Consider the following 26445-nt stretch of genomic DNA (forward strand, 5'->3'; position numbering starts at 1 on the left):
CCGGGTTTAGAGCTCTACTCTCAACGGCCTAAGTACACTTCAATCACACGATCATCCGATTGCACCTGCTGCATCGTGCCTTCGGCCAGCACCGAGCCTTCATGCAGCACGGTCACTTTGCCGCCTTGCGCAATCTCTTCGACGAAGCCCATGTCGTGCTCGACCACCATGATCGAATGCTTGCCGCGCAGCTCGTTGAGCAGCTCGGCGGTGCGCACGGTCTCGGCGTCGGACATGCCCGCCACCGGTTCGTCGAGCAACAGCAACTGCGGCTCCTGCATCAGCAGCATGCCGATTTCCAGCCACTGCTTCTGACCGTGCGAGAGCAGGCCAGCGACACGGTTTTCCTGGCCGTTCAAGCGGATCAGCTTGAGGATCTCTTCGATCTTGCCGATCTGTTCCGAATTCAGGCGCGCGAACAAGGTCGTCTTCACGCGCTTGTCCATCTTCATCGCCATCTCGAGATTCTCGAATACCGAATGCTGCTCGAACACCGTCGGCCGCTGGAACTTGCGGCCGATGCCGGCGTGGGCGATTTCGTATTCCGTCATCTTGGTCAGATCGATACTCTGGCCGAAGAAAGCCGTACCCGCCGTCGGGCGCGTCTTGCCGGTGATGACGTCCATCATCGTCGTCTTGCCGGCGCCGTTGGGGCCGATGATGCAGCGCAGTTCGCCGACCGAAATATCGAGGTTCAGGTTGTTGATCGCCTTGAAACCGTCGAACGATACGGTAATGTTTTCCAGATACAGGATGGCGCCGTGCGTGGTGTCGACGCCTTCCGGTTTGATGCGCGCGTAGGACGTGCCGTGATCGGCATGCTGGCCGTTATCGACAGTGTCTTGTGGTGCCGCCCGGTTGTACATTTCGCTCATGCGGCCTCCTTGGATGGATCTGATTTTTCTTGTTTCTTCAGTTTCTTGATCAGTCCCAGAATGCCTTGCGGCAGGAACAGCGTCACGAGGATAAAGATCAGACCCAGCGCATACAGCCACAGATCCGGGAAGGCGGCGGTGAACCAGCTCTTCAGGCCGTTGACGGTGAACGCACCGATGATCGGACCGAGCAGCGAACCGCGCCCGCCGACGGCCGCCCAGATCACCATTTCAATCGAGTTGGCCGGCGACATTTCCGATGGGTTAATGATGCCGACCTGCGGCACATACAGCGCGCCGGCAATACCGCACAGCACCGCCGACAAAGTCCACACGAACAGCTTGAACCACAGCGGGTTGTAGCCGATGAACATCAGCCGCGATTCGGAATCGCGCACACCCTGCAGCACACGACCCAGTTTCGAGGTCACGATGGCGCGGCATAGCAGCAGCGAACCGAGCAGGAAGGCCAGCGTCACCAGATACAGCACCGCCTTGGTCGACGGCGCCGTGATCGTGAAGCCGAGGATGCGCTTGAAGTCGGTGAAGCCGTTGTTGCCGCCGAAGCCGGTGTCGTTACGGAAGAACAGCAGCATGAAGGCGAAGGTCATCGCCTGCGTGATGATCGAGAAGTACACGCCCTTGATGCGCGAACGGAAGGCAAAGTAACCGAACACGAAGGCCAGCACGCCCGGTACCAGCACTACCAGCAGCATCGCGAACCAGAAATGCTCGGTCATCCACCAGTACCACGGATAGGCCTTCCAGTTGAGGAACACCATGAAGTCAGGCAGGTCGCTCTGATACACGCCGTCGTGACCGATGGCGCGCATCAGGTACATGCCGTGCGCATAGCCGCCCAGCGCAAAGAACACGCCGTGCCCCAGCGACAGGATGCCGGTATAGCCCCACACCAGATCCAGCGCCAGCGCCGCCATCGCGTAGCACATGAACTTGCCGATCAGTGCGATGGTGTAGCTGGAGATGGACAGCGGATGGCCTGCCGGGAAGATCAGATTCAGCATCGGCAGCAGACCGAGGATCACTGTGCAGACCACGATACCGATCCACGCCGGACGCGAAAACAGCGAAGGTTTCAATGGGAGATTGAGGGTACTCATTCCACGCTCCTGCCTTTCAGTGCAAACAGGCCTTGCGGGCGCTTTTGGATAAACACGATGATGAACACGAGGATGGCGATCTTGGCCAGCACGGCGCCGGCGACCGGCTCCAGGAACTTGTTCACTTCGCCCAGGCCGAACGCCGCGATCACGGTGCCGGCCAGCTGGCCGACGCCGCCCAGCACGACCACCATGAAGGAGTCAACGATATAGCCCTGTCCGAGGTCGGGGCCGACGTTGCCGAGCTGCGACAAGGCAACGCCGCCGAGACCGGCGATGCCGCAGCCAAGGCCGAAGGTCATCATGTCGATCTTGCCGGTCGAGACGCCGACGCAATCCGCCATGCGACGATTTTGCGTGACGGCGCGCACGAACAGGCCGAGGCGCGTTTTATTCAGGATCAGCCATACGGCGACCACCACAAACAGCGCGAAGAAAATAATCACGATCCGGTTATACGACAGCACCAGCGAACCCAGCACCGTGATGCCGCCAGACATCCAGCTCGGGTTGGCGACTTCGACGTTTTGCGCGCCGAAGATCGAGCGCACGCCTTGCATGAGCATCAGGCTGATACCCCAGGTGCACAGCAGGGTTTCCAGCGGACGGCCGTAGAGCCACCGGATCACCAGGCGTTCCAGCGCGATGCCGACGGCTGCCGCCACAATGAACGCTGCCGGTAATGCCACGACGATATAGGCATCAATCGCGCCGGGGAAGAATTTGCGGAACACCAGCTGGCACACATACGTTGTGTAGGCGCCGATCATCAGCAGTTCGCCGTGTGCCATGTTGATGATGCCCATCAGGCCGAAGGTAATCGCCAGGCCGAGCGCGGCCAGCAGCAGCACGCTGCCCAGTGAGATGCCGTAGAACAGTTTGCCGACGAATTCGGTGATGGCCAGGTGGCGGTCCAGCGCCGACATGGTGCGCACGGCTTCGATGCGCACGCCCTCATCGGCTTCGACATAGCTGCCATCGGGATTCTTGGCCAGCATTTGCTCCAGCACCGGTTTCAGGTTGGCGTTGGTGGTGTCGGCCAGCGCTTTGACCGCGGCCTTGCGTGCTGCCGCGTCAGGTGCATGCAGGTTGGCGGTGGCGACGACCTGCTTGAGCACTTCCTGTATTTGCGGATCTTTTTCCGCAGCCAATGCTTTGCTGATCAGCGGTGTCTGGGCGGCATCGGCGGTCTTCAGCAATTCCGTCGCGGCGGTCAGGCGCGTGGCGCGGTCCGGCGAAAACAGCTTGAGGCCGGACAAGGCGCCTTCCACTACGCCGCGCAGGCGGTTGTTGACCGTGATGCCTTCGGCGTCGTCAGGTGCCGGGCCGGTTTTGTCGGTGGCTGGGTTGAACGCCTCAGTGTCTTCGATAATCAGTACGTCGCCGGCAGGCGTGGCGTACAGCGTATCGCTGTTGATGGCGTTGAGGATTTTCTGCGCATCGGCATTGGCCAATGCAGCAATCTGCGTGACGGCGGCAATCCGCGCATCAGGGTCGTCGCCGGCCAGCGGCTTGAGCAGCGCCGGATCGATCGCGGCATGCGCGCTGATCGCCTGGGTGCACAGCCAGCCTGTCAGCAAGGCGGAGGCAATGATCTTGGGGAGAAGTCTCATGGTTCTTTTCGGTGGCACTGCAAGACGGAAAGAAAGTCGGTCTTACGACGCATATCTGAGATTCATGCACGCGCTTCAAGGAAAAACTTCAGGGAGCAATTCCGAATGAAGAATGCGTCGTTGATTGCACCGGACGGGATGTCGGACGTCCGGTGCAAGGTCTTGCAAACCGCTGCATGGAACATGCAGCGGGGACTGCTCAACTAACCAAACATGGCAAGCGACTGCATTACATCTTTTGCTTGCTTTCGTTGCCCGGGATGTATGGGCTCCATGGCTGAGCACGGATGGTGGTCTTGGTCTTGTTGACCACGTTGAACTGACCATCGGCCTTGATTTCGCCGATCATCACTGGTTTGTGCAGGTGATGGTTGGTCTTGTCCATTTCCAGCGTGTAGCCGGACGGCGCCTTGAAGGTTTGGCCGCTCATCGCTGCGATCACCTTGTCGGTGTCGGTGGTCTTGGCCTTTTCAACGGCTTGCTTCCACATGTAGATACCGACATAAGTTGCTTCCATCGGATCGTTGGTCACGACGGTGTCGGCATTCGGCAGACCCTTGGCCTTGGCGTAAGCTTTCCACTTCTTGATGAAGGCGGTGTTGACCGGATTCTTCACGGATTCGAAGTAGTTCCAGGCAGCCAGATGGCCGACCAGTGGCTTGGTATCCACGCCGCGCAATTCTTCTTCACCCACCGAGAACGCCACGACAGGCACGTCGGTCGCTTTCAGGCCGGCATTGCCGAGTTCTTTGTAGAACGGCACGTTGGAGTCGCCGTTGATGGTCGAGATCACTGCTGTCTTGCCGCCTGCTGCAAACTTCTTGATGTTGGCGACGATGGTTTGGTAATCGGAGTGGCCGAACGGTGTATAGACTTCGTCGATGTCGGAATCTTTCACGCCCTTGCTATGCAGGAAGGCGCGCAGAATCTTGTTGGTCGTGCGTGGGTACACATAGTCGGTGCCCAGCAGAACGAAACGCTTGGCGCCGCCGCCTTCTTTCGACATCAGGTATTCAGTGGCAGGAATCGCTTGCTGGTTAGGTGCTGCGCCGGTGTAGAACACGTTCTTTTCCAGCTCTTCGCCTTCATATTGCACAGGGTAGAACAGCAGGCTGTTCAGTTCCTTGAAGACCGGCAGAACCGATTTGCGCGAGACCGAAGTCCAGCAGCCGAACACGACGGAAACCTTGTCTTGCGAAATCAGCTGGCGTGCTTTTTCAGCGAACAGTGGCCAGTTGGAGGCTGGGTCAACGATGACGGGTTCGAGCTTCTTGCCCATGACGCCGCCGTTGGCGTTGATTTCATCGATTGTCATCAGCGCCACATCTTTGAGGGATGTTTCGGAGATGGCCATAGTGCCCGACAGCGAGTGCAGGATGCCGACCTTGATGGTGTCTGCAGCGAAAGCAGCTGGGAGCCAGGAGGATGCTGCAAGTGCGAACGCGCCGAGTGCTGTTGCTTTTAGGATAGTGCGACGTGACATGAAGTGCTCCTACAGTTAGAAGAATCAATGAGAGTTTGTTGACTGCCTCTCTGCTTTAGCAGATTGCGTGCCAATGACAATTCGTCAATCTCTGTCGATTTTTCAGGCTTTGCAGGAACGGGCGCGCGCTATCGCACCATTTTAGTGATGGCAAAAATGGCGGCGGTGCGGCGAACCGCGATTTGCCCCAAACAGGAGCAATTTGGTGCAAATCAGTGAAGGAGTGATTGTTTTTAGCGCAAAAATACGTGCTGCATCAGTTGCTGTATCGGATATTGCACCCAGCTCTGCACCCGCGGCGACAGCTCCAGCGGACGCATGATCATCTTCAGCGTCATCTCAGGCGTCAAATTGGTGCGCACGATAGCGCTCATGCGCGCGCTCAATTCCTTTAAATAGGCAACGTCGCCGGCCCGCGCCGGATTGCGGAATTTCAGTACATGGCGGATCGCGCAGTCGGCATCTTCATTGCGCATTTCCAGCGTGCGTCGGCTCAGGGTGCCGAGCACGCGCGAACGGCCGATGCCTTCGCGTTTGCGATACTCGCGGAAATAGCGGTAGAAATGCTTGTAGTGATTGACCTCGTCGTTCGAGATGCGTGAGGCCAGATCGCGTAGCACCGGTTCTTTCACGCTGCGTGACAGCGCCCGGTAGTACGTCGCGGTGCCGGTCTCGACCACGCAGCGTGCGGCCATTTCCAGTGCCTTGGTCGGCTCCAGCAGTTCCACCTTGCAATAGGTGGCGTACTCTTCGAGGAAACTGTCGTAGGCGCTCTGCCAGGGAAATTCGGGCCAGACATGTTCGACATAGGCCCGCAGGGCCATGCCGTGCTGCAGTTCTTCTACTTCCCACTGGCTGCGCAGCCAGGTCGAGATTTCCTGATTGTCGCTGAAGAAATTCAACAGATTATCGGTATACAGATCGGAGCCGCTTTCGACGAAGGAGGCGCAGGCCACCAGATAGAAGGTGTTTTCGTCGCTACGTACGCGCCGCAGATCGATACGGGAAAAATCCAGGTCGGCGATGCTCCAGTGCGGTTGGTTCCGATCTTGTTGCTGTTCCTGACTTGCCACGATACCTCCTCGACAATGCTGACATGGAAATAAGACGAGGAGAAAACTGCTTGGTTCGCAAAGAAACATTAGCCTTTTGTAACAAAGGCGGATTTATCTTGTGTCGCGTTTTCACTCCGAACCGCGGCGGCAGAATGCGAGCAGACGGAGGCGGTACCGCCAGACGTTTTCAGTCGGCAGTAGCACCTTCCCATTCCGCAATAAAGGTCGTACGGAAATCGCGCAGCCACTGTACGCGTTCTTCACCGAGGCGGCGGCCGGTGACGGTTTGCATGCTTGCCGGCAGCGTCTCCAGTTTGCAGGCAATGTGGTCGAGAGCGTACTGCTTGTCGTCGAGGGTACGTCGCGATCCTGCCGCATCCTCGGGATGGGCGAGCTGGCTGCCCATGCGTCCGGCGGTGTAGAACAAACGCGCCAGCCCGACTGCGCCCAGTGCATCGAGTCTGTCGGCGTCCTGCACGATCTTTGCCTCGATCGTCTCGGGCGCAATGTTTGCAGAAAAACTGTGCGCTTCGATCGCATGCTTCAGACCCGCGAGTTTATCCGGTGGAAAATGCATCGCCTCCAGATGGCGGCAGGCCAGTTTTGCCGCTTGCTGCGACGCTGTGTGCCGCTGCGGGTCGTTCTTCGGCAGATTCACCAGATCGTGTAAATAGCAGGCGGCTTGCACGATCAGCGCATCAGCTTCGGGATGTGTGCGCAGCAAGGTTTGGGCTGTGTGCCACACGCGATGCAAATGGTTAATGTCGTGTGCACCATCGTTGTCGGCTAGTTTGCCGGCCAACGCGACAAATTGCGCTTGCCAATTGTGCAGAGGGAGATTCATGAACAGGGATTTCGGAATAGCCAAGAAGAAAGAGCGATGATAGCGGAAGCGGGTTGTGCGGACGGCAGGCAGAAAGAAAGTAAAAAGCGCCGGACGAAAAAAAGCCCGCCGTAGCGAGCTTTTTTATCTGCGGTTTTCCGCAGGGTGCCGGTTTCGATCGGCAATGACCCATGCTATCTGCGTGGTGTCACCGGCGACATGTCGAATCCGGACTTGAATGCGCGAAGACCTGAATCTTCGCGTCAGAACATTCGATCGTGTCGATTAGATAGGACGAATGTTAGTTGCTTTTTCGCCCTTAGGACCAGTGCCACGCTCAAACGAAACGCGTTGGTTTTCAGCCAGGCTCTTGAAGCCGGTCGACTGGATGTCCTGGAAATGCGCGAACAGATCGTCGCCGCCTTGATCAGGCGTGATGAAGCCGAAGCCCTTGGAATCGTTGAACCATTTGACTGTGCCGGTTTGTGATGTAGACATGTTTTACTTCCTTGAAAAAATGAGGGACTACGCCCGAAGCGCACCCGAGATCAAGCAAGATGTAACCGAAGAGAGTCAAACAGATATGGCTTGTAAACAAGCGCAAGGGAGAGAGACCAACAATAACGACGACTTGATGTAAGTGCAAAATTCAATATACAGGTAAATCAGAGACTTACCTAAGCATATCGTGATAATTAGAGATTTATTTTATGAGACCGGCTTGCAGCGCGGCCTCAATTTCAGTTCAGTTAAAGCCGTAAGTCGGCGCTGGTGCACGCTGCAGCAACTGCGCGACGGCGCGTTGCAGGCGCTCATCGATGCGTTTGCCGCGCGACGCATTGTTCGCCGTCGTCAGTTCCAGTTCGCGAAAATAGACGCGCACTGATTTTTCTGCCGTCACCAGTTCAAGCCGGTGCGCATGTTCATGCGTCAGATCGGCGCCGATGTCCCACACGCAGTCGACGATCTGTACGTCCTGTCCAAGCGCAATAGCCATCGCCTTGGCAGAAATCGCAGCAGCGCCGGCGGAACGTTCGATGATGGTGTCGGTCATGGTGCGGTTCCGGTGCGAACGTCAGTGAGTGGGCGGTGCTGTAAATGCTGCTTAATAGCGACGACGTTGCTGACCACCACCGACCGGTCCGCGTTTTTCCAGATGACGGAAAGTGATGCGGCCCTTGCTGAGGTCGTAAGGCGACAGTTCCAGCGTGACTTTGTCGCCGGCGAGGATGCGGATATGGTTCTGACGCATCTTGCCGGAGGTGTAGGCGATCAGTCGATGACCATTTTCCAGATTGACGCGAAAGCGCGAGTCCGGCAGCACTTCTTCGACGAGGCCGTTCATTTCGAGTAATTCTTCTTTAGCCATGGTGGTTTCCAGGTAAGGCGCTCGACGGGCGAAACGGGCACGCAGCAATCGAGCTGCACGGCATTCGCCAGAGAACGCAGAAAAAAGAGACCGGTTGCCGCGCGAGCGGACCAGTGCGATTTTGCTTTTCGTTCAGGTATCCAAACAAGGACACACAAAAAGACTTTTGCGCCAGAGGTACAACGTTGCCGGCAGCAGGACGGTTTACTACGGGACGGGCCGACTGCTCGAGAACGACAGAAGCACGACCGAAAAGAGTGGAGACGGGCAATACAGCAGACCAGTCCGGAAAAGGGCGTATCGCCCAACTAACCCGTATTATACCCTGTTGGCGGCGCTCCGGTCAGACTAGGGCCTGTTCCCATTAAATCTGCGAGGTGCGTTGCCGCCAAAAGGCGCGCTGGCAAGCCATGCAACGCCGCCGGCGCGTCTTTTGGCGGGAACCCGCCGGGAACGGCTGCAGGCGTCGCCTGCCGTTGTTGCAGCTCCAAGAGTTGCAATTTCGATAGCACCGCTATGTCGCGTCGCTACGCCCAGGCAGTCGGGAGGTATAAGCGGCCAGTAAAGCCCGTAGTTTGGCGATTTTAATTGCTATTGGCGACGCTTGCGCGCACTATAAGTGAATTCTACGATTGAAAGTGAGCCCTTATGTCTCAAGCGTCAACCGAAGTAAAAGTGACTAAAGCAGGTGTTGGTTTTTCCGTCTGCGTCGAGTTCGTCAACCGCGAGTGCTTCATCTCCAACGAAGCGCTGATCAAGCTGGCCTCCCAGATGTTTACCGCCATCGGCCCGATGAAGACTTTCCGTGAGCTCGAACCCAACATCACCGGCGTCGCGCGCCGTATGGTGCGTGCAGGCGTGCAGGGCACACCGCTGCAACTGACACCCAATACCTTTCAATAGTAGCAACACTCGGCAATACTTTTCAGCAGTCGTCAGCAGCTGTCAGCGATACCGTTCGGGGCAACTGCTTCGGATTGCTTGCCTGCCGGCACTATTCGCGACAATGTGGCCGATCCGGCCTTCCGTAATCGTATTTCTTCGTATTTTTGTCGATTTTTCTCTCGCATGAACATTGCGGGTGACCCCTTGGCGGTATCCCGGTAGCAGCAGATTCCCCTGGGTGTTGCAACTTAACTTCGCTGATTCCGTCACAAGCGAGTAAACTGCGTCACCATCCGGCCGCGCCCTGCGGCCTAAAAGAACCTGTGAGTCTCACCATGTCTGAAGCACCTCTCCCTCAGTTTTCCGATCTCAATCTCAGTGAACCGCTGCTACGCGTCCTGAAAGAACTCGGTTACGAAACACCTTCGCCGATCCAGGCTGCCACCATCCCCACCTTGCTGAACAATCGCGACGTGCTGGGCCAGGCGCAGACCGGCACCGGCAAAACCGCGGCGTTCGCGCTGCCGATTCTGTCGCGCATCGACATCCGCCAGACTGCGCCGCAAGCGCTGGTGCTGGCGCCAACACGCGAACTGGCGATCCAGGTCGCGGAAGCGTTCCAGCGTTATGCCACACATATTCCCGGCTTTCACGTCCTGCCGATCTACGGCGGCCAGAGCTACGGCCCGCAACTGAGCGCATTGCGCCGCGGCGTCCACGTTGTGGTCGGCACCCCCGGCCGCGTGATCGACCATCTGGACAAGGGTTCACTCGATCTGTCGCAACTGAAGACCATGGTGCTCGACGAAGCAGACGAAATGTTGCGTATGGGCTTCATCGACGATGTCGAATCGATTCTGCAAAAGACCCCGGCCTCGCGCCAGACCACGCTGTTCTCGGCGACCATGCCGGCCGTTATCAAGCGCATCGCCAAGACCTATCTGCGCGATCCGGCTGAAATCACCGTCGCCGCCAAGACCGGTACTGCAGAAAATATTCGCCAGCGTTACTGGCTGGTCAGCGGCATGCACAAGCTCGACGCATTGACGCGTATTCTGGAAGTCGAACCCTTCGACGGCCTCATCATTTTTTCGCGCACCAAGCTCGGCACCGAAGAGCTCGCCGGCAAGTTGCAGGCGAGGGGGTTTGCCGCCGCCGCCATCAACGGCGATGTTCAGCAACAGCAACGCGAACGCACTATCCAGCAACTGAAAGACGGTCAGATCGATATCCTGATCGCCACCGACGTTGCCGCACGCGGACTCGATGTTGAACGCATCAGCCACGTTATCAACTACGACGTGCCTTACGATCCGGAAAGCTACACCCACCGCATCGGCCGCACCGGCCGTGCCGGTCGCAGCGGCGAAGCCATCCTGTTCATCACCCCGCGCGAAAAAAATCTGCTCAAGAGCATCGAGCGTTCGACGCGCCAGCCGATCACGCAAATGACCTTGCCGAGTGTGCAGGCCGTCAATGACGTGCGCGTGGCGCGCTTCAAGGAGCAGATCGGTGAAACCCTGGCCGACGGCGGTCTCGACATCTTCCGCTCGCTGATCGAAGACTACGAGCGCGAACAAAACGTCACTGCGGTCGACATCGCGGCTGCCCTGGCCAAGATGGCGCGTGGCGACGTGCCGCTGCTGCTCGACAAGAACCAGCGCGAGCCGGAGTTCGTCCGCAACGACGACCGCGCCCCGCGTGAACGTCCGGATCGTTCGCCGCGCGCCGAACGTGGCGATCGTCCTGATCGTCATGAACGTACCGAGCGTCCAAGCTACGGTACCAAGGAGCGCATCGTCCGCGCCGCTGATCCTGGCATGCAGACCTTCCGCATCGAAGTCGGCCATCAGCACGGCGTCAAGCCGGGCAACATCGTCGGTGCGATTGCCAACGAAGCCGGCATGGATTCCAAGCACATCGGCCGCATTGAGATTTATGACGACTACAGCGTCCTCGACCTGCCGGACGACATGCCGCCCGATCTGATCGATCATCTGAAGTCGGTGCGCGTCGCCGGACAGCAATTGCAGATCAGCCGTGATGATGGCAGCGTCTCTGCTGCACCCCGTGCGGAACGCAGCGAGCGCAAGGAGCGTCCGGAACGTACTGAGCGCACCGAACGCAGCAATGAACGTCCTGAGCGTGGCGAACGTGCAGAGCGCACTGAGCGTCCGCGTCCGACCAAGGCTGATTTCGCGGCGCACACAACACAGACTTATCGCATCGAAGTCGGTCATGACCATGGCGTCAAGCCGGGCAACATCGTCGGCGCCATCGCCAATGAAGCAGGCATGGACGCCAAGCACATCGGCCGTATCGAAATCTTTGACGACCATAGCGTATTGGATCTGCCGGGCGACATGCCGGATGACCTGGTGCAGCATCTCAAGAAAGTCTGGGTCGCCGGTCAGCAACTCAAGATCAGCGTAACCGAAGAGCGTCCACCGATGTTGCGTGCAGAACGTGGCCCGCGTGGGGATCGCGATCAGCGCGACAGCCGTCCTGAACGTAGTGATGATCGCCCTGTACGCCCAGACCGTGCAGAACGTCCCGAGCATGCAGAACGTTCCGAGCATGCAGAACGTTCCGAGCGCCCCAACCACGGGCCGGTAGAGGAACCGCGCAAAGGCAAGGGCAAGGAAAAGGGCAAGCCGGAATTCCAGATGCAGACCTTCCGCATCGAGATCGGCCGCGCGCATGCTGCGACGCCTGCCGGTATCGTCAATGCCATCGCCACCGAAGCCGGACTCGAAGCCAAGCACATCGGTCGCATCGACATCCATGACGATCACAGCACCCTTGACTTGCCTGCCGGCATGCCCAAGCCGCTGCTGCATCAGTTGAAGGCAGTGGAGATCGACGGCCGCAAGATGAACATCAGCATCATCGGCACCGGCACCGAGCACCACGACAAGACGCCGGCGAAGAACGCGACGCCGCCGAAGGTCAACAGCAGCGCCCGCGCAGGCCGCCCGGGCGACAAGCGCTCAGATAAGCGGGATGCGCGCCCTGACACGCGCGTATCCGGCCAGGCAAAGCCGCATCGCAAGGGTGGCAAGTCTGAGTAATTGAAGTAATCAGTATGGCGAAATAAAAAACGGCGCGAGTGACTTCGCGCCGTTTTTTATTGATCCGCCATTCAATCAGCGCTTGCCGTTTGTTGCCGTCGTCCCAGCGCATGCTGAGTCCTGACTTTCCTCAGGACGACGGCTATCGTGGGTTTGCAAAAAACGTCGCCTTCAGCGCAAATGACTACGCAAGGTATCCCCTTCGTAATCCCAACGGAACTGCCCGCGTCGTTGCAACTCCGGCACGGCAAGGTCGACAAAATCATCGAAGCCTTCCGGCAAATGCGCCGGCGTGATCACGAAACCGTCGGCACCTTGCTCTGCGACGATGTGCTCCATCCAGTCCGCGATATCAGCAGCCGTACCCGCTACCTGCGGCACCAGCACGCCACTGGCATATAGACGCCCGATATCGGCCAGCGTCAGGCTGCCGTCACGCGACAACTCCTTCACCAGCTTGAACAGACCTTGCATGCCCTCGACCTGAATGTCGTCGACCGGCGCATCCAATGCATATCTGGAAAAGTCCACGTTCATGTGGCTCGATAGCGTCGACAGGCCAACGGCCGGATCGACCATGGCGTTATGGCGGGCGCGTTGCTCTTCCGCCTGTTCCTTGCTGGCGGCGACAAACGGCATGACGGCGGTCAATACCTTGATGTCCTGTGGTCGCCGGCCAAATTTTTCCGTGCGGCTTTTCAGATCCTGATAGAAGCGCTGCATGCGCGCCAGATCCGGCTGGATGCCAAACACCACCTCGGCCCAGCGCGCCGCAAAATCCTGCCCGCGATGCGAAGATCCGGCCTGAATGATCACGGGTCCACCTTGGGGTGATGCAGGAATATTCAGCGGGCCACGCACGTTGAAGTGTGTGCCGCGATGATCAATCGGATTGACCTTGTCCGGATCGGCATAGCGCCCGCCGGCCGTATCCAGCAAGAGCGCTTCCGGTTGCCAGCTGCGCCACAGCTTGTGCGTGACATCGAGAAATTCGTCGGCACGGTCATAGCGCTCGTCATGTCCCAGCGTCTCGCGCAGGCCGAAGTTATCGGCCTCGCCCTGATTGACCGAGGTCACGACATTCCATGCCGCGCGTCCCGCCGACAGATGGTCGAGTGTGGAGAATTCCCGCGCCAGACTATAAGGCTGCGAATACGTCGTCGAACGCGTGGCGCCGAGGCCGACGCGCGACGTCACTGCTGCAATCGCACCCAGCACCGGCAACGGATCCATACGCGTCGCGTCCTGATCACCGTAGGCAAGGCCATAGCGATGATTGCCGCCGAAACGTGTCGACACCGCCAGCCGATCCGCAAAAAACAGCAAGTCGAACTTGCCGCGTTCCAGCGTCTGGGCAATGCGTTTGTAGTAATCCAGCGTCAGGAAGTCGCCGGGCTGGCTCTGCGGATGCCGCCACAGCACCTGGCTGTGAGCGGCATTGCCGGCGATGAGAAAGGCGGCAAGGTGGATCGGCTTTTGGATCGTCATGGTAATGGTTGCTTACAACAGTGCTTCGCCGTAGACCTTGTCCTTGACCTGTACCGGATTCTTGATCAGATTCAGCTTGTAGAAGGCTTCGACGATTTGCTGTTGTTCCTGAATGATGCCGGCATCGATCGGCACCGTGGTGTAGTTGCGGCGCTCGGTTGCCAGACGCAACACCTTGGCGTCGACACCCAGCTGCGGCGCCAGCAGATCGGCAGTTTCCTGCGGATGCGCCTGCGTCCAGTTGTTGGTCTTCTTCAGTTCTGCAAACAGGATGCGGATGATGTTCTTGTTCTGGTCGACGAACTTCGGCGTGGCCAGATGGAAGGTGCGATTGTTCGACAGGCCGGTGCCGTCACGCAGAATGCGCGGACGCGTCGCCAGTTCCTGACCGGCGAGGAAGGGATCCCACAGACCTGCCGCATCGACATTCCCCGATTGAAAAGCCGCGCGCACATCGGCGGCGTTGGAAACATACACCGGCACGATATCGTTGTAGCTCAGGCCGGCTTCTTCCAGTGCGCGCACCAGCAGGTATTGCACATTCCAGCCACGGCCCAGCGCGACCTTCTTGCCCTTCAATTCCTTGATCGAACGGATCGGCGAATCCTGCGCAACAAAGATGCCGATGCCTTTCGGATACGGTTGCTCGGCGGCCAGATAGACGGCGTTCACGCCGGAAGCATTGGCGAACACAGACGGCGTGTCGGCGGCATGGCCGAAATCGATGGCGTCGGCATTTAAGGCTTCAGTCAGCTGCGGCCCGGCAGCGAATTCAAACCACTTCACTTTCCAGCCCAGCGGCGCCAACGCTTTTTCCAGATTGCCGGTGCCCTTGAGGATATTGAGCGTGTTGAACTTCTGATAGCCGATGCGCAGCGTGCGTTCTTCGGCAGCGCTGCTCCATGCTGCTGTACCGGCCAGCGTTGCTGCTGCCGTCGCTTGCAAGATCAGGCGTCGTTTATTCGATGTTGTCATGTCCTGCCCCGTAGAATGGTGTGGGCGACAAGACTAAACAAATCAGTGTGGAATCAGAACGAATGCTTTCGATGATGCTTAGATGATTTCTGCATATCCTCGGCGCGACGACATGCAAATATTGATCACGACAAATTAGGGCTTGATTCGGAATTGATCATAGGTCCATCCACAACCGATCAGGCATCGCCCAGCAAATCGTGTGCATTAAGGATGTTAAAGGCGATCTCGGGATTGTTTTCCAGGCATCTGCGAATCGCTGCCGGCACCGCCTGGCGCGTCTTCTTGCACAGACCGGGGCGATCTTCCAACAGGATCATGAAGCCGCGCACGGTGCGCACTTCACGCGGGCTGGGGGTAATGTGCAGGACAACGCCGAGCTGCTTGTACAGCAGGTTGCTGACGTGCTGAAGGTCTTCGTAGCTGTTGATGCGATCAATGCGTTCGATCAGCCTGCGCTCCTGTTCTTGCGTCAGTGTCAGGACGCGCAGATCGGTGTCAATACCTGCGCGGGCATTGCCGAGCAGGTTTTCGCGATCGCAGACACACGCGCCGGGCGGGCACTCCTTGCGAATGGGGATACCGGAAATCGACTGCAACATGCCAACTCCTGAATGGCGACTTTCAACCAAGGACCGATTTTCACTTCCGTCTTGCCATAGTATAGCGGGTTGTATACTGAGGACTTCGCAACCCGCGCCCGGCACTTTGCATTTTGCACCCTGCCGCAGTGCCATTGCCTCACCACTACGAAAGCCATCATGAGTACCCTGCCAGCCTGTCCGCAATGCCAATCCGAATTCACCTATGAAGACGGTGGGCTCTATATCTGTCCCGAATGTGCGCATGAATGGTCGGCACAAGCGGCAGAGACTGCGGAAGAAACCACCAAAGTGTGGCGCGACGCCGCCGGCAATATTTTGCAGGACGGCGACACCGTCAGCGTGATCAAGGATCTCAAACTCAAGGGCGGCGGCGGCGTCGTCAAGATCGGCACCAAGGTCAAGAACATCCGTCTGGTCGACGGCGATCATGACATCGACTGCAAGATCGACGGTTTCGGCCAGATGGGCCTGAAGACCGAGTTTGTTAAAAAAGTCTGAAGAATAAAATCTGAAAAACCTTCAACGAGGAGACACCCTGATGTCCGAGGTATTGATGCTGGGTTTGATGGGCTACGGTTTTGCCGGCTCCACCTTCCACGCACCGGTGATCGCGCATAGCGGCCGCACGGCGGTTGCCGTGATCGCGACGTCGCAGGCCGAGCGCGCCCGCGCCGACTATCCTGATGCCGACATCGTCCCTGATTTCGATGCCTTGCTGGCCCGCGAGGACATCCGTTGCATCGTCATTGCCACACCCAACGATACCCATTTTGACCTCGCACGCCGCGCGTTGAACGCAGGCAAGCATGTCGTCGTCGACAAGCCGGTGACCTTGTCCGGCGCCGATGCGCAAACGCTGGCAGCTTTAGCGGCGCAGCACGGCTTGCTGTTTGCGCCATTTCATAATCGGCGCTGGGACGGCGACTTCATGACCTTGCGCGCGTTGATTGCGAACGGCAAGTTGGGACGCGTGACGCACTACGAGTCGCACTTCGATCGTTTCCGCCCGGTGATTCCGAAACGCTGGCGTGAAGAAGCCGCACATGGCGGCGGTCTGTTGTTTGACCTCGGGCCGCATCTGATCGATCAGGCGCTGGCCTTGTTCGGTGCGCCGCAATCCATCTCGGCGACTGTAAAGCAGCAGCGCGACAATGCGCAGGTGCCGGACTACGTCCATCTCCAGCTGCACTATGCCGACAAGGAAGTGATCCTCCACGCCAGCGCGTTGACGGCCTTGCCTCCGCCGCGCTTCACTGTGCATGGCACGCGGGGCAGCTATGTCATCAACGGCCTCGACGTGCAGGAAGATCAGCTGAAGGCGGGTTTGCGTCCCGGCGACCCTGACTTTGGAAAGAACGCAGCGGGCCTCTTGCGCGAAGCCGATGGCGATCGCGACACGCAGTCGGCTTGCGCCACGCAGGACGGCGATTACGTCGGCTTCTATCGCGCACTGGCAGCGTCGGTGCTTGACGGCAAGCCTTTCCCGGTCGCAGCGCAAGATGCGGTTGACGTGATGACCATCATTGACCTCGCCATCCGCAGCGATGCCGAGGGACGGCGTTTGCCGTTTTTGCCCGCCGGCGACGCCTGAGAGCAAACAGGGACGATCCCTGCATCGTCCTTGCATTGTCCTTGCTTGTCCCGTTGATGTAAGAACGGAGGCTGCCGTACGACTAAGCCTCAATACAAAACATCATCAGCGAGGGCGGCAATGAACGAAAGGCTTTGGAGTTTTTCCGGCGGCGATCACGGGCAATGGCGCGTCACCAGCGTAACCGCCATCACCGGCGCGTCATTGGCCATGGCATCCCAGCTCGATGTCGTCAATGGCGTGCCATCCAGTCCCTCCGTATGGACTCTGCAAGGCGTCACCAGCAACGAACGCTATGTGCAGCAAGATGAAAAACAGAAGCTCGTTGCCGTTCAGCAAAGTCTGGGACGCGCATCGTCCACGCAAGCTGCACTGATTCCGATTCGCAAGAACGCCGCATGGTGGGCGTTGACCCAGGATGAGCGGCGCGACATCCTCGAAGCCAAATCACGCCACATCGACATCGGCCTGCGGTATCTGCCGCCGATTGCTCGCCGCTTGCATCACTGTCGCGATCTTGCCACGGCTCAACCCTACGATTTTCTGACCTGGTTTGAATTCGCGCCTGAGCACGCCACTGCCTTCGACGATTTGCTCGGTGCTCTGCGCAGCACGCCGGAATGGGCCTATGTCGAACGCGAAACTGAGGTGCGTTTGCAGCGCAATTGAGACAGCAGAGTCGTCCGCAAATCCGCACTACGCGATGCTGCGCAGCAATAATGTAGCTTTCCGGACAATATATATTTTCGCTGGGTTTAAAACGCGGTAATCTGCATTTAAGCCCGGCGCCATGGGCGAGGGGATACATTAAAACGACAGTGAGCGGGGGACGGTCATCATCATGAAACAACTTTCCAACATGCGGATTTCCAGCCGCCTGATTTTCGGTTTTGCCATCGTTCTCATCCTGGCGATCATCTCCACGTCGATGGGATTGATCAACGCCCGGCGCAATGCAGAATCCACCCGTGCCATGATGGAGATGCCGCTGGCCAAAGAGCGGCTGGTGGCGGACTGGTTCGTGCTCACTTATTCGGCGATCGTGCGCACATCGATGATTGCGCGCAGCTCCGACGCCAATCTATCGGAAACCTTCAAGGAAGCCATTGCCGCCAGTGTCGTGTCCGGCAGCGCCATCATTAAACAGATCGAGCCACGCCTGAGTTCGGAAGACGAAAAGGCCTTGTTCAAGGAAATCGTTGCCGCGCGCGCCAAGTACCAGACCGCCAAGGAAGTGGTGATGAACACCCGCAAGAACGGTGACGCCGCCGCCGCCGAGAAGGCTTACAAAGAAGTGTTCGAGCCGGCATCCAAGGCCTATGCCGACAAGGTCAACGCCTTGCTGGCAATGCAGCGCAAGGCCATCGACCAGATGGCGCTCGACATCGACCGCACCAATACCCACGGCATGCAGCTGATGATGGTGCTGGGAGTCCTGTTGGTCATCATCAGCGTCGTCGCGGTACTGATTATTTCGCGCAGCATCACGACGCCGTTGAAGCGCGCATTGCAAGTCGCCAAGATGGTGGCGGCAGGCGACCTCACCGCCCATATCGAGAAGCAGGGCAAGGATGAAATTGCCGAACTGATGCAGGCGCTCGACGAGATGAACGAAGCGTTGCGCAAGATCGTGTCGGAAGTACAGATGGGCACCGAATCGATTTCGACCGCCGCCAACGAAATCGCCTCCGGCAATTTCGACCTCTCTTCACGCACCGAACAGCAGGCCGGTTCGCTGGAAGAAACCGCTGCTTCGATTGAACAGCTGACCTCCACCGTCAAGCAGAACGCCGAGAACGCGCGTCAGGCCAACGAACTCGCACAGAGCGCATCCGACGTCGCCGTCAAAGGTAGTGGGGTCGTATCACAGGTAGTCGACACCATGGGCGCCATCAACGAATCGTCGAACAAGATCGTCGACATCATCAGTGTCATCGATGGCATTGCCTTCCAGACCAACATCCTCGCCTTGAATGCTGCCGTGGAAGCAGCACGCGCCGGCGAACAGGGCCGCGGCTTTGCGGTGGTGGCGTCGGAAGTGCGTAGCCTGGCGCAACGCAGCGCGGCCGCCGCCAAGGAAATCAAGACACTGATCGGCGACTCGGTGGAAAAGGTCGGCTCCGGCAGCAAGCTGGTGGAGCAAGCCGGTGCGACCATGAGCGAGATGGTGGAAAGCGTCAAGCGCGTCACCTTGATCATGGGCGAAATCGCCACCGCCAGCCACGAACAAAGCGCCGGTATCGAACAGATCAACCAGGCCGTGACCGAGATGGACAACACCACGCAACAGAACGCTGCGCTGGTGGAGCAGGCAACCGCCACGTCGGAACTTCTGCAAGCCCAGGCCGGCAAACTGGCCGAGGCCGGACGGCAATTCAAACTGGGGCGCGTCTGACCGGTTGCAATGCGCAATGTAAAACGGGCGCCTTTTTACAGGCGCCCGTTTTATTTTGTCATCATGAGTGACGGTGATGTCCCGTCAGAATGTTTCCCAATCTTCCGAGCCGTCGTTGACCGGTTTTCTGGCCGGTTGCGGCGGCGGGATAAGGCGTGTAGCAGGTTCTCTTGAACCGCGTGTGATCGCCGCAGGACGTTCCGGCGAGACATTCCTGAGCGGCGAGCGTGTTGCGGCGCCGGAGTTTGCACGCGGTGCTGTATAAGATGGTGTGATAGCAACACCATTGGCATCCAGCTTGAACACACTGACAACCTGCGCCAGACGCGCGGCCTGGTCCTGTAGCGAACCCGCCGCCGCAGCAGCCTGCTCGACCAGCGCTGCATTTTGCTGCGTGACCTGGTCCATTTGTGTAATGGCGTGATTGACCTCGGCGATGCCCGTGCTTTGTTCCTGCGTTGCGGCGCTGATTTCTGCAACGATATCGCTGACGCGTTTGACACTGCTGACGACGTCGGACATTGTCTTGCCGGCCTGCTCTACCAGACGCGTGCCGGAGCCGACCTTGTCGACGGAATCGTCGATCAGCGATTTGATTTCCTTGGCGGCCGATGCCGAGCGTTGCGCCAGGCTGCGCACTTCCGACGCCACCACCGCAAAGCCGCGGCCCTGTTCGCCGGCGCGTGCTGCTTCTACGGCAGCATTCAAGGCGAGGATGTTGGTCTGGAAAGCGATGCCGTCAATCACGCTGATGATGTCGACGATACGGCGCGAAGATTCGTTGATGGCGTCCATGGTATCGACCACCTGCCCGACCACGTTACCGCCTTCAACGGCGACTTTGGATGCCGACAAGGCGAGTTGATTGGCTTCGCGCGCGTTGTCGGCGTTCTGCTTGACGGTGGAGGTCAGCTGTTCGACGGCAGAGGCGGTTTCTTCCAGCGAACCGGCTTGCTGCTCGGTGCGCGAAGACAGATCGAGATTGCCGGTCGCGATTTCGGAGGACGCGGTGGCGATGGTGTCGGCGCCCGAGCGCACTTCGCGCACGGTCTTGAGCAGGTTCTGCGTCATGTCGTGCAGGCCTTGCAGCAACTGGCCTATTTCATCCTTGCGATCCACCACGACATGCGTGCTGAGATCGCCTGCTGCGACGGCTGCCGTAGCTTGTACGGCGCGGTGCAGTGGACGCGTGATGCCCTCGGCCAGGCGCCATGAAATCACGATACCCAGCAGCAGCGCAATGACGCCGACCGCGATCAGGATCGCGCGGCCGGAACGATATTGATCGTCGACGATAGCGGCATTGCGATTGATCACATCCTTTTGGTGAATGGCCACCGCATTGACACGTGCCGAGTATTCCTTCATGGCTGGAATCAGCTTGCTGTCGAGTTCGGCCAAGGCGCCGGCTTCATCGCCAGCCTCTTTCATTTTGAAAACCTTGTTGCGCAAATCGTTGTATACCTTGCGCTGATCCAGCAGCGCGTTAAACAATTTTCGCCCTTCGTCGGACTTGACCATCTCATCGAGCTGCTTCTGAACGGCGCTGGTGCGATCGACAGTCCCGGCAACCTGATCCTTGAAGAACTTTTGATGATCGGCGTTATTGCTCTTGATGAACGCCACGGTGCGCACGCCATTGGCGTCGATATTGGCGGCCCATTCGGAGGCCAGCCGTTCTTTCTGAAGATCCTGGCTGATCATGCTTGCGGTGCGGCTGCCGATATCCTGCAGGCGCCATACGCCGATCACCGTCATCAACACCAGCAGGGATAACACCAGCGCAAAGCCGAGTCCCAGTCGCGAACCAATACGGATATTTTTCATGTTTGTCTCGTCCAGATATTGTTGTTCCCGTACCGGGGATGCACGGGGCAAGACGCATAGTAGTTCAGCACGCAGCGTCGCAATTGAGCGAAAAAGCCGGTAAAGCGGCGCTTTATAGCCGCTGTAACTGACTACATGACAACGATGTTTGTGTTTGTTGTTGAAAGATCAATCAACGTGACATCAGTCCATCAGACTGCCGATCTGCCGGTGGTGACGTTGCCGTCATTGCGCACGACGCGATTACGCCCCTGCGATTTGGCGAGATACATCGCGGCATCGGCCAAGCGCAATAAGGTGTCCGTGCTCATGCTGTCGTCGACCTGCACGGCGATGACACCGATGCTGCAGGTGACGAAGCCGAAGGGCGAATCTTCGTGCGGAATATGCAGGTTCTCGATGGCGGCCCGGATATTTTCGGCCAGTTGCATGGCGCGTTCGCTGTCGCTCTCAGCCACGATGACGGAGAACTCTTCGCCGCCGTAACGCGCCGCCAGGTCGGTGGCGCGGCGCGAGCTGGTGCGCAGGATCTGCGCCACGGTGCGCAGGCAGGCGTCGCCGGCCAGATGGCCGTAGCGGTCGTTGTAATTCTTGAAAAAATCCACATCCAGCATCAACAGCGCCAGCGGCTTTTGCGATCGTACGGCACGCCGCAATTCGCTGGTCAGCGCTTCGTCGAAACGGCGCCGGTTGGCGATGCCGGTCAGGCTGTCGGTGGCGCTGAGGGCTTCAAGCTGTTGATTGGCCAGCTCCAGCTCACGCGTGCGCGCGGCAACCTGTTCTTCCAGATGTTCGTTGTGCTGATAGACCTTGCTGGCCATTTCATTGAAGCGCTGCGACAGCACGGTGATCTCATCCTTACCCTCGTAATCCATGCGGATCAGGTAGTTGCCTGTCTTGGTCTCTTTCATGACGCCGACCAGCTGTTTGAGCGGCAACGAGATGCTGCGCGCAATGATGAAGGACAGGGCGAACGACACGATGAAGCACAGCACACCGATCAGGATGATCTTATTGCGGATCGATCGTACTTCGGCATTGAGCGCATTGAGCGGCGTGGTGCTGACCACCATCCAGTCGGTATGCGGAATCGGGGCAAAGGCGGCCAGATGTTTCTTCTTGTTGCTGTCCTGATAAGAGGTGAAATCTTTGCCGCCACTGGCGACCGTCTGGGCGATCGCTGCGACCAGACCTGACTCAACCGCATCGCTGTTGTCCTGGCCGCCGCTGACGACAATACGGCCATCACGGCTGTCGACCACGAACAGCCGTGAGCCATAGCCCAGATCGACTGAATCAAAGATGCGTGAAAAATGCGTCGGTTTGAGTCCGATGAACAAGGTGCCCGCCCGCCGGTTGTTGCTCTTGAAGAGAATGTCGCGCAGCATCACCACGCTCTTCTGACCGGCAGCGGTGCTGTAGACACTCCAGTAGGGCCGGCCCTTCATATCGGGTGCATCCTCGGCGAAATGCGTCACACCGTTGCCGAGTTGTGCAAAGACTTGCGAATCGATGATCCTGTGCTTGCGATCCAGCACGTATTTCTGGTTGATGTATTCAAAGGAACCGTAGTTCTCTAGCATCAGCCGGGTCATGCCCGCGCGTGCCGCGGCGCGATCCGATTCGCTGCCGCTGTAATAAGCCGACAGCGCATTTTGCATGCGTTCGGAAACGACCAGCTCTTCACTGGAGGATTCAATTTTCTCGACTTGTTGCAGCATGTTCTGCGCAACCTGCTTGACCACTTCGCCGGCGAAGATACGAATCTTTTCCTGCGAGGCGCTGCTCGATTCGCGGTAGGCAACGATACCGGCGATCAGCAACGGCACCAGTGATACCAGTACAAAAGAATTGATCAGCCGATAGCGGATCTCAATCTTGCGCAGCAGCTTCAGGGACACAAAATCCAGCGCCTTCTTCATGGCCATTGCTTTCCGGAAAAGTCGCCTGGCGTTGTAGATCTTGCCACCCGTGCCGGCATCGCTGACGGCATGGCGGCGTACGCCGATATTGTTAGGGCAGACAGGAAGAGCATCGCTTACTTGTTCTCCGTTCTGGCTTCGTGCCGGATCGATTTTTCCAGCGCCAGGGCAGCCTGGCGCGGCGTCTTTTTCCCCAACAACACATCCTGTAGCAGAGGGTGCAACATGTCGATGGTGTTGGTCGGCAGATAAGAATAATACGGCCCGGCCGTCAGCGGCGCCTGCGTCGCATGCTGCACGTAGTCGACGATTTGCTGATCGGTGACCGTCTTGCCGCCGACATATTTCAGCGGCGAGACATTTTGCCGCTTGTTTTGCAGGATGGGATAGCCCCTGTCGTAAATGAATTCGAGAAATTTCATCGCCGCCTTTTTGTTGCGCGTCTCGCAGACGGCAAAACCGGTTTCGCTGCCGACGACCGGCACCACGGTTTTCCCCGGAGCATTCCATGGCGGGACAAACGTGCCTGTTTCAAAATGGTTGCCATGCATCAAGTCCCCCGACGACCACGTGCCCTGAAATGCCATGGCCGCCTTGCCTTCGGCAAACAAGCGGTTACCTTCGTCGTAGCTGGTATTCATGTAGCCGCGTTGGACATAACCCTTGTCGGCGATCAGTTTGATCTTGGCGAAAATGTCGACGGCGTCGTCATTGTTCAGGTCGAGGCTGCCGTCGGCGATGCGACGCTTCCAGTCGTTCGGATGACGGGCGACGACATTGTTGGCAAAACCGAAGCTGAACGGCCCGTTTGCCAGCATGTTGGGAAACGCGCCCGTCCAGATGATCGGCGTAAAGCCGGCCTTGCGCAATGCCGCGCAGGCCGCGAGGAATTCTTCAAAGTTGGCAGGCAGCGTTTTGATGCCTGCCTTGCGGAACATGTCCTTGTTGTAATAGATCAGCGTGGCGGCGACACCGCCGGAAATGCCGAAGCGTTTGCCGTAGCGATTGGTCCAGTCGGGTTTCAGCGAATCGAGCATGTTGTCCCAGGCCGCGCTGTCGCCCACGTCGGCCAGAATCCCCTGATTCGCCAGTTCGGCCGAATACGCATTCGGATTGACCGAGACCAGATCCGGCAGATTGTGGGTGGCGACTTTGGGTTTGAGATTTTCTTCCACCGAGTTGCCGATCATGAACTGCACGTCAACGGTGATGTCCGGGTTTTCCCGGTGGAAAGCATCGGCGATCTTGTGCATTTCTTCCGGCCAGTCCGGCGCCCATACCAATGCGGTAAGACGTGTACGCGCTGCAGGCGCGAAAGAAGTGCTGTCGGCAGATTGATCGCAGGCCGACAACAAACTGCAACAACAGAGAACGGCAATGACGGCAAACGTGGTGAGAACACCCGAGGCTCTTTTTCTTCTTGCGTGACCCATGAATCTTTCCTGAGACCTTCCCCAATCTGGCTACCGATAAAAACATTCTGCGTAGTACGGAGAAGTGTTCGTCCAGCTTTTTATGCCATCTTTATTTAATATTCAGTGTGCCATCTTTTGTCTATTTTGCAGGCGAATGTTGAGAATGCTGTAGAAAAATTTATATCTTCGTTGTCGCCGCGCCATGCTTTGCCTGTATTCGGCTCGCGCCTGGTGATCTGCTGTTTATCCGGCCACAGCGCTTGCCGGAAGGTTTGTCTCTCAGACGGTATAATGGCGGTCGCCGCAAGCTGTCTCGCGGCACTCAATTTGCGCAAAGCATTCCCTCTCCTCTGGTTCAACCGTCTTTAGCATCAGACGGCATTTGTCATTTTTTCATGCAAACAGACTCTTCGCCTTTTCAGGGCAAACGCCTTCCCGGCTGGCTGATCTTGATGGCCGCATTGACCGCAATGGGCGCCCTGGCGATCGACATGTACCTGCCCAGTTTTTCCTTCATCGCCAAGGATCTCGGCGTGGGCAGCAACACGATTCAACTCACGCTGTCGACCTTCCTGATTGGCCTGGCGTTCGGGCAAATGTTCTACGGCCCGATCAGTGACCGCTTCGGCCGCAAGCCGCCGCTGTATTTCGGCATCTGTCTGTACGTCATCTCCGCCCTCGGCTGTGCGCTGGCGCCGAATATCGAGACGCTGCTGGTGCTGCGTTTCTTCCAGGGTCTGGGCGGTAGCGCAGGCATGGTGATCCCGCGTGCCGTGGTGCGCGACAAGATGGGCGCCGAAGGAGCCGCCCGCGCTTTCTCGATGCTGATGCTGGTGTTCGGCCTGGCGCCGATTCTCGCGCCGTTCATCGGCGGCCTGCTGCTGACCTTCTCGACCTGGCGCGCGATTTTTGCGACGCTGACCGTGTTCGGCGCCATCTGTCTGATCTGCACTCACCGCGTGATGGAAGAAACCCGCGATCAGGCACACGTGGTGCCCCTGCATCTGGGGCGCGTGCTGCGTCAGTATCTCGATCTGCTGCGGCATCGCCAGTTCATGGCCTACGTTTTGTGCGGCGGTCTGATCCAGGCGGGTTTGTTTGCATATATCTCCGGCGGCCCGTTTGTGATCATCGAACTGCACGGTATCAAGCCGCAGAACTTCGGCTTCGTTTTCGGCGCCAACGCCATCGGTCTGATCGCCTGTTCGCAGATCAATGCGCGTCTGGTGATCAAACGCAGCGCTGATCGCGTACTGGGCAAGATCATCTGGATTCCCGCCATCCTGACCACAACGGTGGCCGTACTGGTCGTTTGTGGTTACGAGAGTCTGCCGCTGCTGCTGATCGGTTTCTTCGGCTTCTTGTCCTGCCATGGCTTTGTCGGCCCCAATGCCTCGGCCATCGCGCTGGCGCAACAAGGCAAGCAGGCCGGCACGGCGGCGGCGTTGATGGGCACACTGCAATTCGGTATCGGCATGTTGTCGGGAGTCGTGATGGGTTTGTGGCACGACGGCACGGCCTTGCCGCTGGTCACGGTGATGGCGGTGTGTGGCGTTGCCGCGCTGCTGCTGTACCGCTACGTTGCGCGTCACACCACGCAGACGGTGACGCGTCAGGCCTGATTGCGTCAGCATGGCTCAATAAGTGTTTCGCAGATAACTTCTTGTCTTCTGCTGCTGTCCCAGCGAACGCTGGAACCCAGTGTCGTGAAGACCTCCGATACGACACTGGGTCCTGACTTTCGTCAGGACGACGGTATATGCTGAGCATGCACCGGGCGGAGAAATTCGCACCCACTTGCAGATCGCCTCTCCCCTGTTTCATTTCCATTTTTTCCGTGCACGCTTTCGCGCACGCGCCTGCATGAAATTCGTGCGGCGGCTTTTCTCGGAGCGTTTTTTCGGCGCTCATCTCAACTATTTGCGCTTGCGT

The 26445-nt window shown here is 58.3% G+C and carries 23 protein-coding genes; 8 read left to right on the plus strand and 15 right to left on the minus strand.

Going from position 1 to position 26445, the window contains the following annotated elements; translation table 11 throughout:
* Positions 1-20: 20 nt before the first annotated feature.
* The 4 genes from urtD to urtA all read right to left on the minus strand — a co-directional run bounded on the left by urtD (position 21) and on the right by urtA (position 5092).
* Positions 21-875, minus strand: coding sequence for an urea ABC transporter ATP-binding protein UrtD (gene urtD / locus hmeg3_RS00315; protein ID WP_094561947.1), 855 nt, complete (start codon positions 873-875; stop codon positions 21-23).
* Positions 872-1996, minus strand: coding sequence for an urea ABC transporter permease subunit UrtC (gene urtC, locus hmeg3_RS00320; RefSeq protein ID WP_094561948.1), 1125 nt, complete (start codon positions 1994-1996; stop codon positions 872-874). The genes urtD and urtC overlap by 4 nt, the downstream gene beginning before the upstream one ends.
* Complete coding sequence (urtB, locus tag hmeg3_RS00325; protein ID WP_094561949.1) at positions 1993-3609, minus strand: urea ABC transporter permease subunit UrtB; 1617 nt, start codon at positions 3607-3609, stop codon at positions 1993-1995. Before urtB ends, urtC begins: the two co-directional genes overlap by 4 nt.
* A 229-nt stretch (positions 3610-3838) precedes the next feature.
* Positions 3839-5092, minus strand: a complete 1254-nt coding sequence (urtA, locus tag hmeg3_RS00330) for an urea ABC transporter substrate-binding protein (protein WP_094561950.1) — start codon at positions 5090-5092, stop codon at positions 3839-3841.
* A gap of 63 nt (positions 5093-5155) precedes the next feature.
* Here urtA and hmeg3_RS24870 point away from each other — a divergent pair, with 63 nt between their 5' ends.
* Positions 5156-5311: a hypothetical protein gene (locus hmeg3_RS24870; RefSeq protein WP_198361754.1), complete on the plus strand. Its 156-nt coding sequence runs from the start codon at positions 5156-5158 to the stop codon at positions 5309-5311.
* A 14-nt stretch (positions 5312-5325) separates the two neighbouring features.
* Here the strand turns inward: hmeg3_RS24870 and hmeg3_RS00335 are convergent, their stop codons facing one another.
* The 5 genes from hmeg3_RS00335 to infA all read right to left on the minus strand — a co-directional run bounded on the left by hmeg3_RS00335 (position 5326) and on the right by infA (position 8339).
* On the minus strand, positions 5326-6165 hold the full coding sequence (locus hmeg3_RS00335; protein WP_094561951.1) for a ferritin-like domain-containing protein: 840 nt from the start codon (positions 6163-6165) through the stop codon (positions 5326-5328).
* Between the two features lie 169 nt (positions 6166-6334).
* Positions 6335-6991 carry an HD domain-containing protein gene (locus hmeg3_RS00340; RefSeq protein WP_094561952.1) on the minus strand — a complete coding sequence of 219 codons (657 nt, stop codon included), beginning with the start codon at positions 6989-6991 and terminating at the stop codon, positions 6335-6337.
* 264 nt (positions 6992-7255) lie between these two features.
* Entirely contained in the window at positions 7256-7468 is a 213-nt protein-coding gene (locus hmeg3_RS00345) for a cold-shock protein (RefSeq protein WP_007881326.1), read from the minus strand.
* A gap of 247 nt (positions 7469-7715) precedes the next feature.
* The gene (locus hmeg3_RS00350; RefSeq protein WP_094561953.1) at positions 7716-8024 is read right to left on the minus strand and encodes a hypothetical protein; all 309 of its coding nucleotides are present in this window, start codon (positions 8022-8024) and stop codon (positions 7716-7718) included.
* 51 nt (positions 8025-8075) lie between these two features.
* Positions 8076-8339, minus strand: coding sequence for a translation initiation factor IF-1 (gene infA / locus hmeg3_RS00355; protein WP_007881321.1), 264 nt, complete (start codon positions 8337-8339; stop codon positions 8076-8078).
* A 675-nt stretch (positions 8340-9014) separates the two neighbouring features.
* Here infA and hmeg3_RS00360 point away from each other — a divergent pair.
* Positions 9015-9242 carry a hypothetical protein gene (locus hmeg3_RS00360; protein WP_232511802.1) on the plus strand — a complete coding sequence of 76 codons (228 nt, stop codon included), beginning with the start codon at positions 9015-9017 and terminating at the stop codon, positions 9240-9242.
* Positions 9243-9559: 317 nt separating this feature from the next.
* Complete coding sequence (locus hmeg3_RS00365; RefSeq protein ID WP_094561955.1) at positions 9560-12295, plus strand: DbpA RNA binding domain-containing protein; 2736 nt, start codon at positions 9560-9562, stop codon at positions 12293-12295.
* 171 nt (positions 12296-12466) lie between these two features.
* Here hmeg3_RS00365 and hmeg3_RS00370 read toward each other — a convergent pair whose 3' ends face one another.
* The 3 genes from hmeg3_RS00370 to hmeg3_RS00380 form a co-directional block, all read right to left on the minus strand.
* Positions 12467-13783 (minus strand): LLM class flavin-dependent oxidoreductase, encoded by a 1317-nt coding sequence (locus hmeg3_RS00370; protein ID WP_094561956.1) that lies wholly within the window; start codon positions 13781-13783, stop codon positions 12467-12469.
* A gap of 12 nt (positions 13784-13795) precedes the next feature.
* Positions 13796-14758, minus strand: a complete 963-nt coding sequence (locus hmeg3_RS00375) for a sulfonate ABC transporter substrate-binding protein (protein ID WP_094561957.1) — start codon at positions 14756-14758, stop codon at positions 13796-13798.
* A 179-nt stretch (positions 14759-14937) separates the two neighbouring features.
* Positions 14938-15360, minus strand: coding sequence for a hypothetical protein (locus hmeg3_RS00380; RefSeq protein WP_094561958.1), 423 nt, complete (start codon positions 15358-15360; stop codon positions 14938-14940).
* Positions 15361-15519: 159 nt separating this feature from the next.
* Between hmeg3_RS00380 and hmeg3_RS00385 the strand changes: the two genes are divergently transcribed.
* The 4 genes from hmeg3_RS00385 to hmeg3_RS00400 all read left to right on the plus strand — a co-directional run bounded on the left by hmeg3_RS00385 (position 15520) and on the right by hmeg3_RS00400 (position 19349).
* The gene (locus hmeg3_RS00385) at positions 15520-15861 is read left to right on the plus strand and encodes a zinc ribbon domain-containing protein YjdM (protein WP_094561959.1); all 342 of its coding nucleotides are present in this window, start codon (positions 15520-15522) and stop codon (positions 15859-15861) included.
* A gap of 40 nt (positions 15862-15901) precedes the next feature.
* Positions 15902-16954, plus strand: a complete 1053-nt coding sequence (locus hmeg3_RS00390; RefSeq protein WP_094561960.1) for an oxidoreductase — start codon at positions 15902-15904, stop codon at positions 16952-16954.
* A gap of 120 nt (positions 16955-17074) precedes the next feature.
* On the plus strand, positions 17075-17623 hold the full coding sequence (locus hmeg3_RS00395) for a chlorite dismutase family protein (RefSeq protein ID WP_094561961.1): 549 nt from the start codon (positions 17075-17077) through the stop codon (positions 17621-17623).
* A 172-nt stretch (positions 17624-17795) separates the two neighbouring features.
* The gene (locus tag hmeg3_RS00400) at positions 17796-19349 is read left to right on the plus strand and encodes a methyl-accepting chemotaxis protein (RefSeq protein ID WP_094561962.1); all 1554 of its coding nucleotides are present in this window, start codon (positions 17796-17798) and stop codon (positions 19347-19349) included.
* A gap of 84 nt (positions 19350-19433) precedes the next feature.
* On the opposite strand, the gene hmeg3_RS00405 is transcribed toward hmeg3_RS00400, so the two are convergent.
* From hmeg3_RS00405 to hmeg3_RS00415, 3 genes are all read right to left on the minus strand, one after another.
* Entirely contained in the window at positions 19434-21176 is a 1743-nt protein-coding gene (locus hmeg3_RS00405; RefSeq protein ID WP_094561963.1) for a methyl-accepting chemotaxis protein, read from the minus strand.
* 191 nt (positions 21177-21367) lie between these two features.
* Positions 21368-23104 carry a diguanylate cyclase gene (locus hmeg3_RS00410; RefSeq protein WP_369828851.1) on the minus strand — a complete coding sequence of 579 codons (1737 nt, stop codon included), beginning with the start codon at positions 23102-23104 and terminating at the stop codon, positions 21368-21370.
* Between the two features lie 110 nt (positions 23105-23214).
* Positions 23215-24531 (minus strand): ABC transporter substrate-binding protein, encoded by a 1317-nt coding sequence (locus tag hmeg3_RS00415; protein WP_094561964.1) that lies wholly within the window; start codon positions 24529-24531, stop codon positions 23215-23217.
* A gap of 377 nt (positions 24532-24908) precedes the next feature.
* Between hmeg3_RS00415 and hmeg3_RS00420 the strand changes: the two genes are divergently transcribed.
* A complete protein-coding gene (locus tag hmeg3_RS00420) occupies positions 24909-26135 on the plus strand; it encodes a Bcr/CflA family multidrug efflux MFS transporter (RefSeq protein ID WP_094561965.1) in 1227 nt (408 codons plus the stop codon).
* The last annotated feature ends 310 nt before the right edge of the window (positions 26136-26445 follow it).

It is taken from the genome of Herbaspirillum sp. meg3 (assembly GCF_002257565.1).
GTDB lineage: Bacteria > Pseudomonadota > Gammaproteobacteria > Burkholderiales > Burkholderiaceae_D > Herbaspirillum.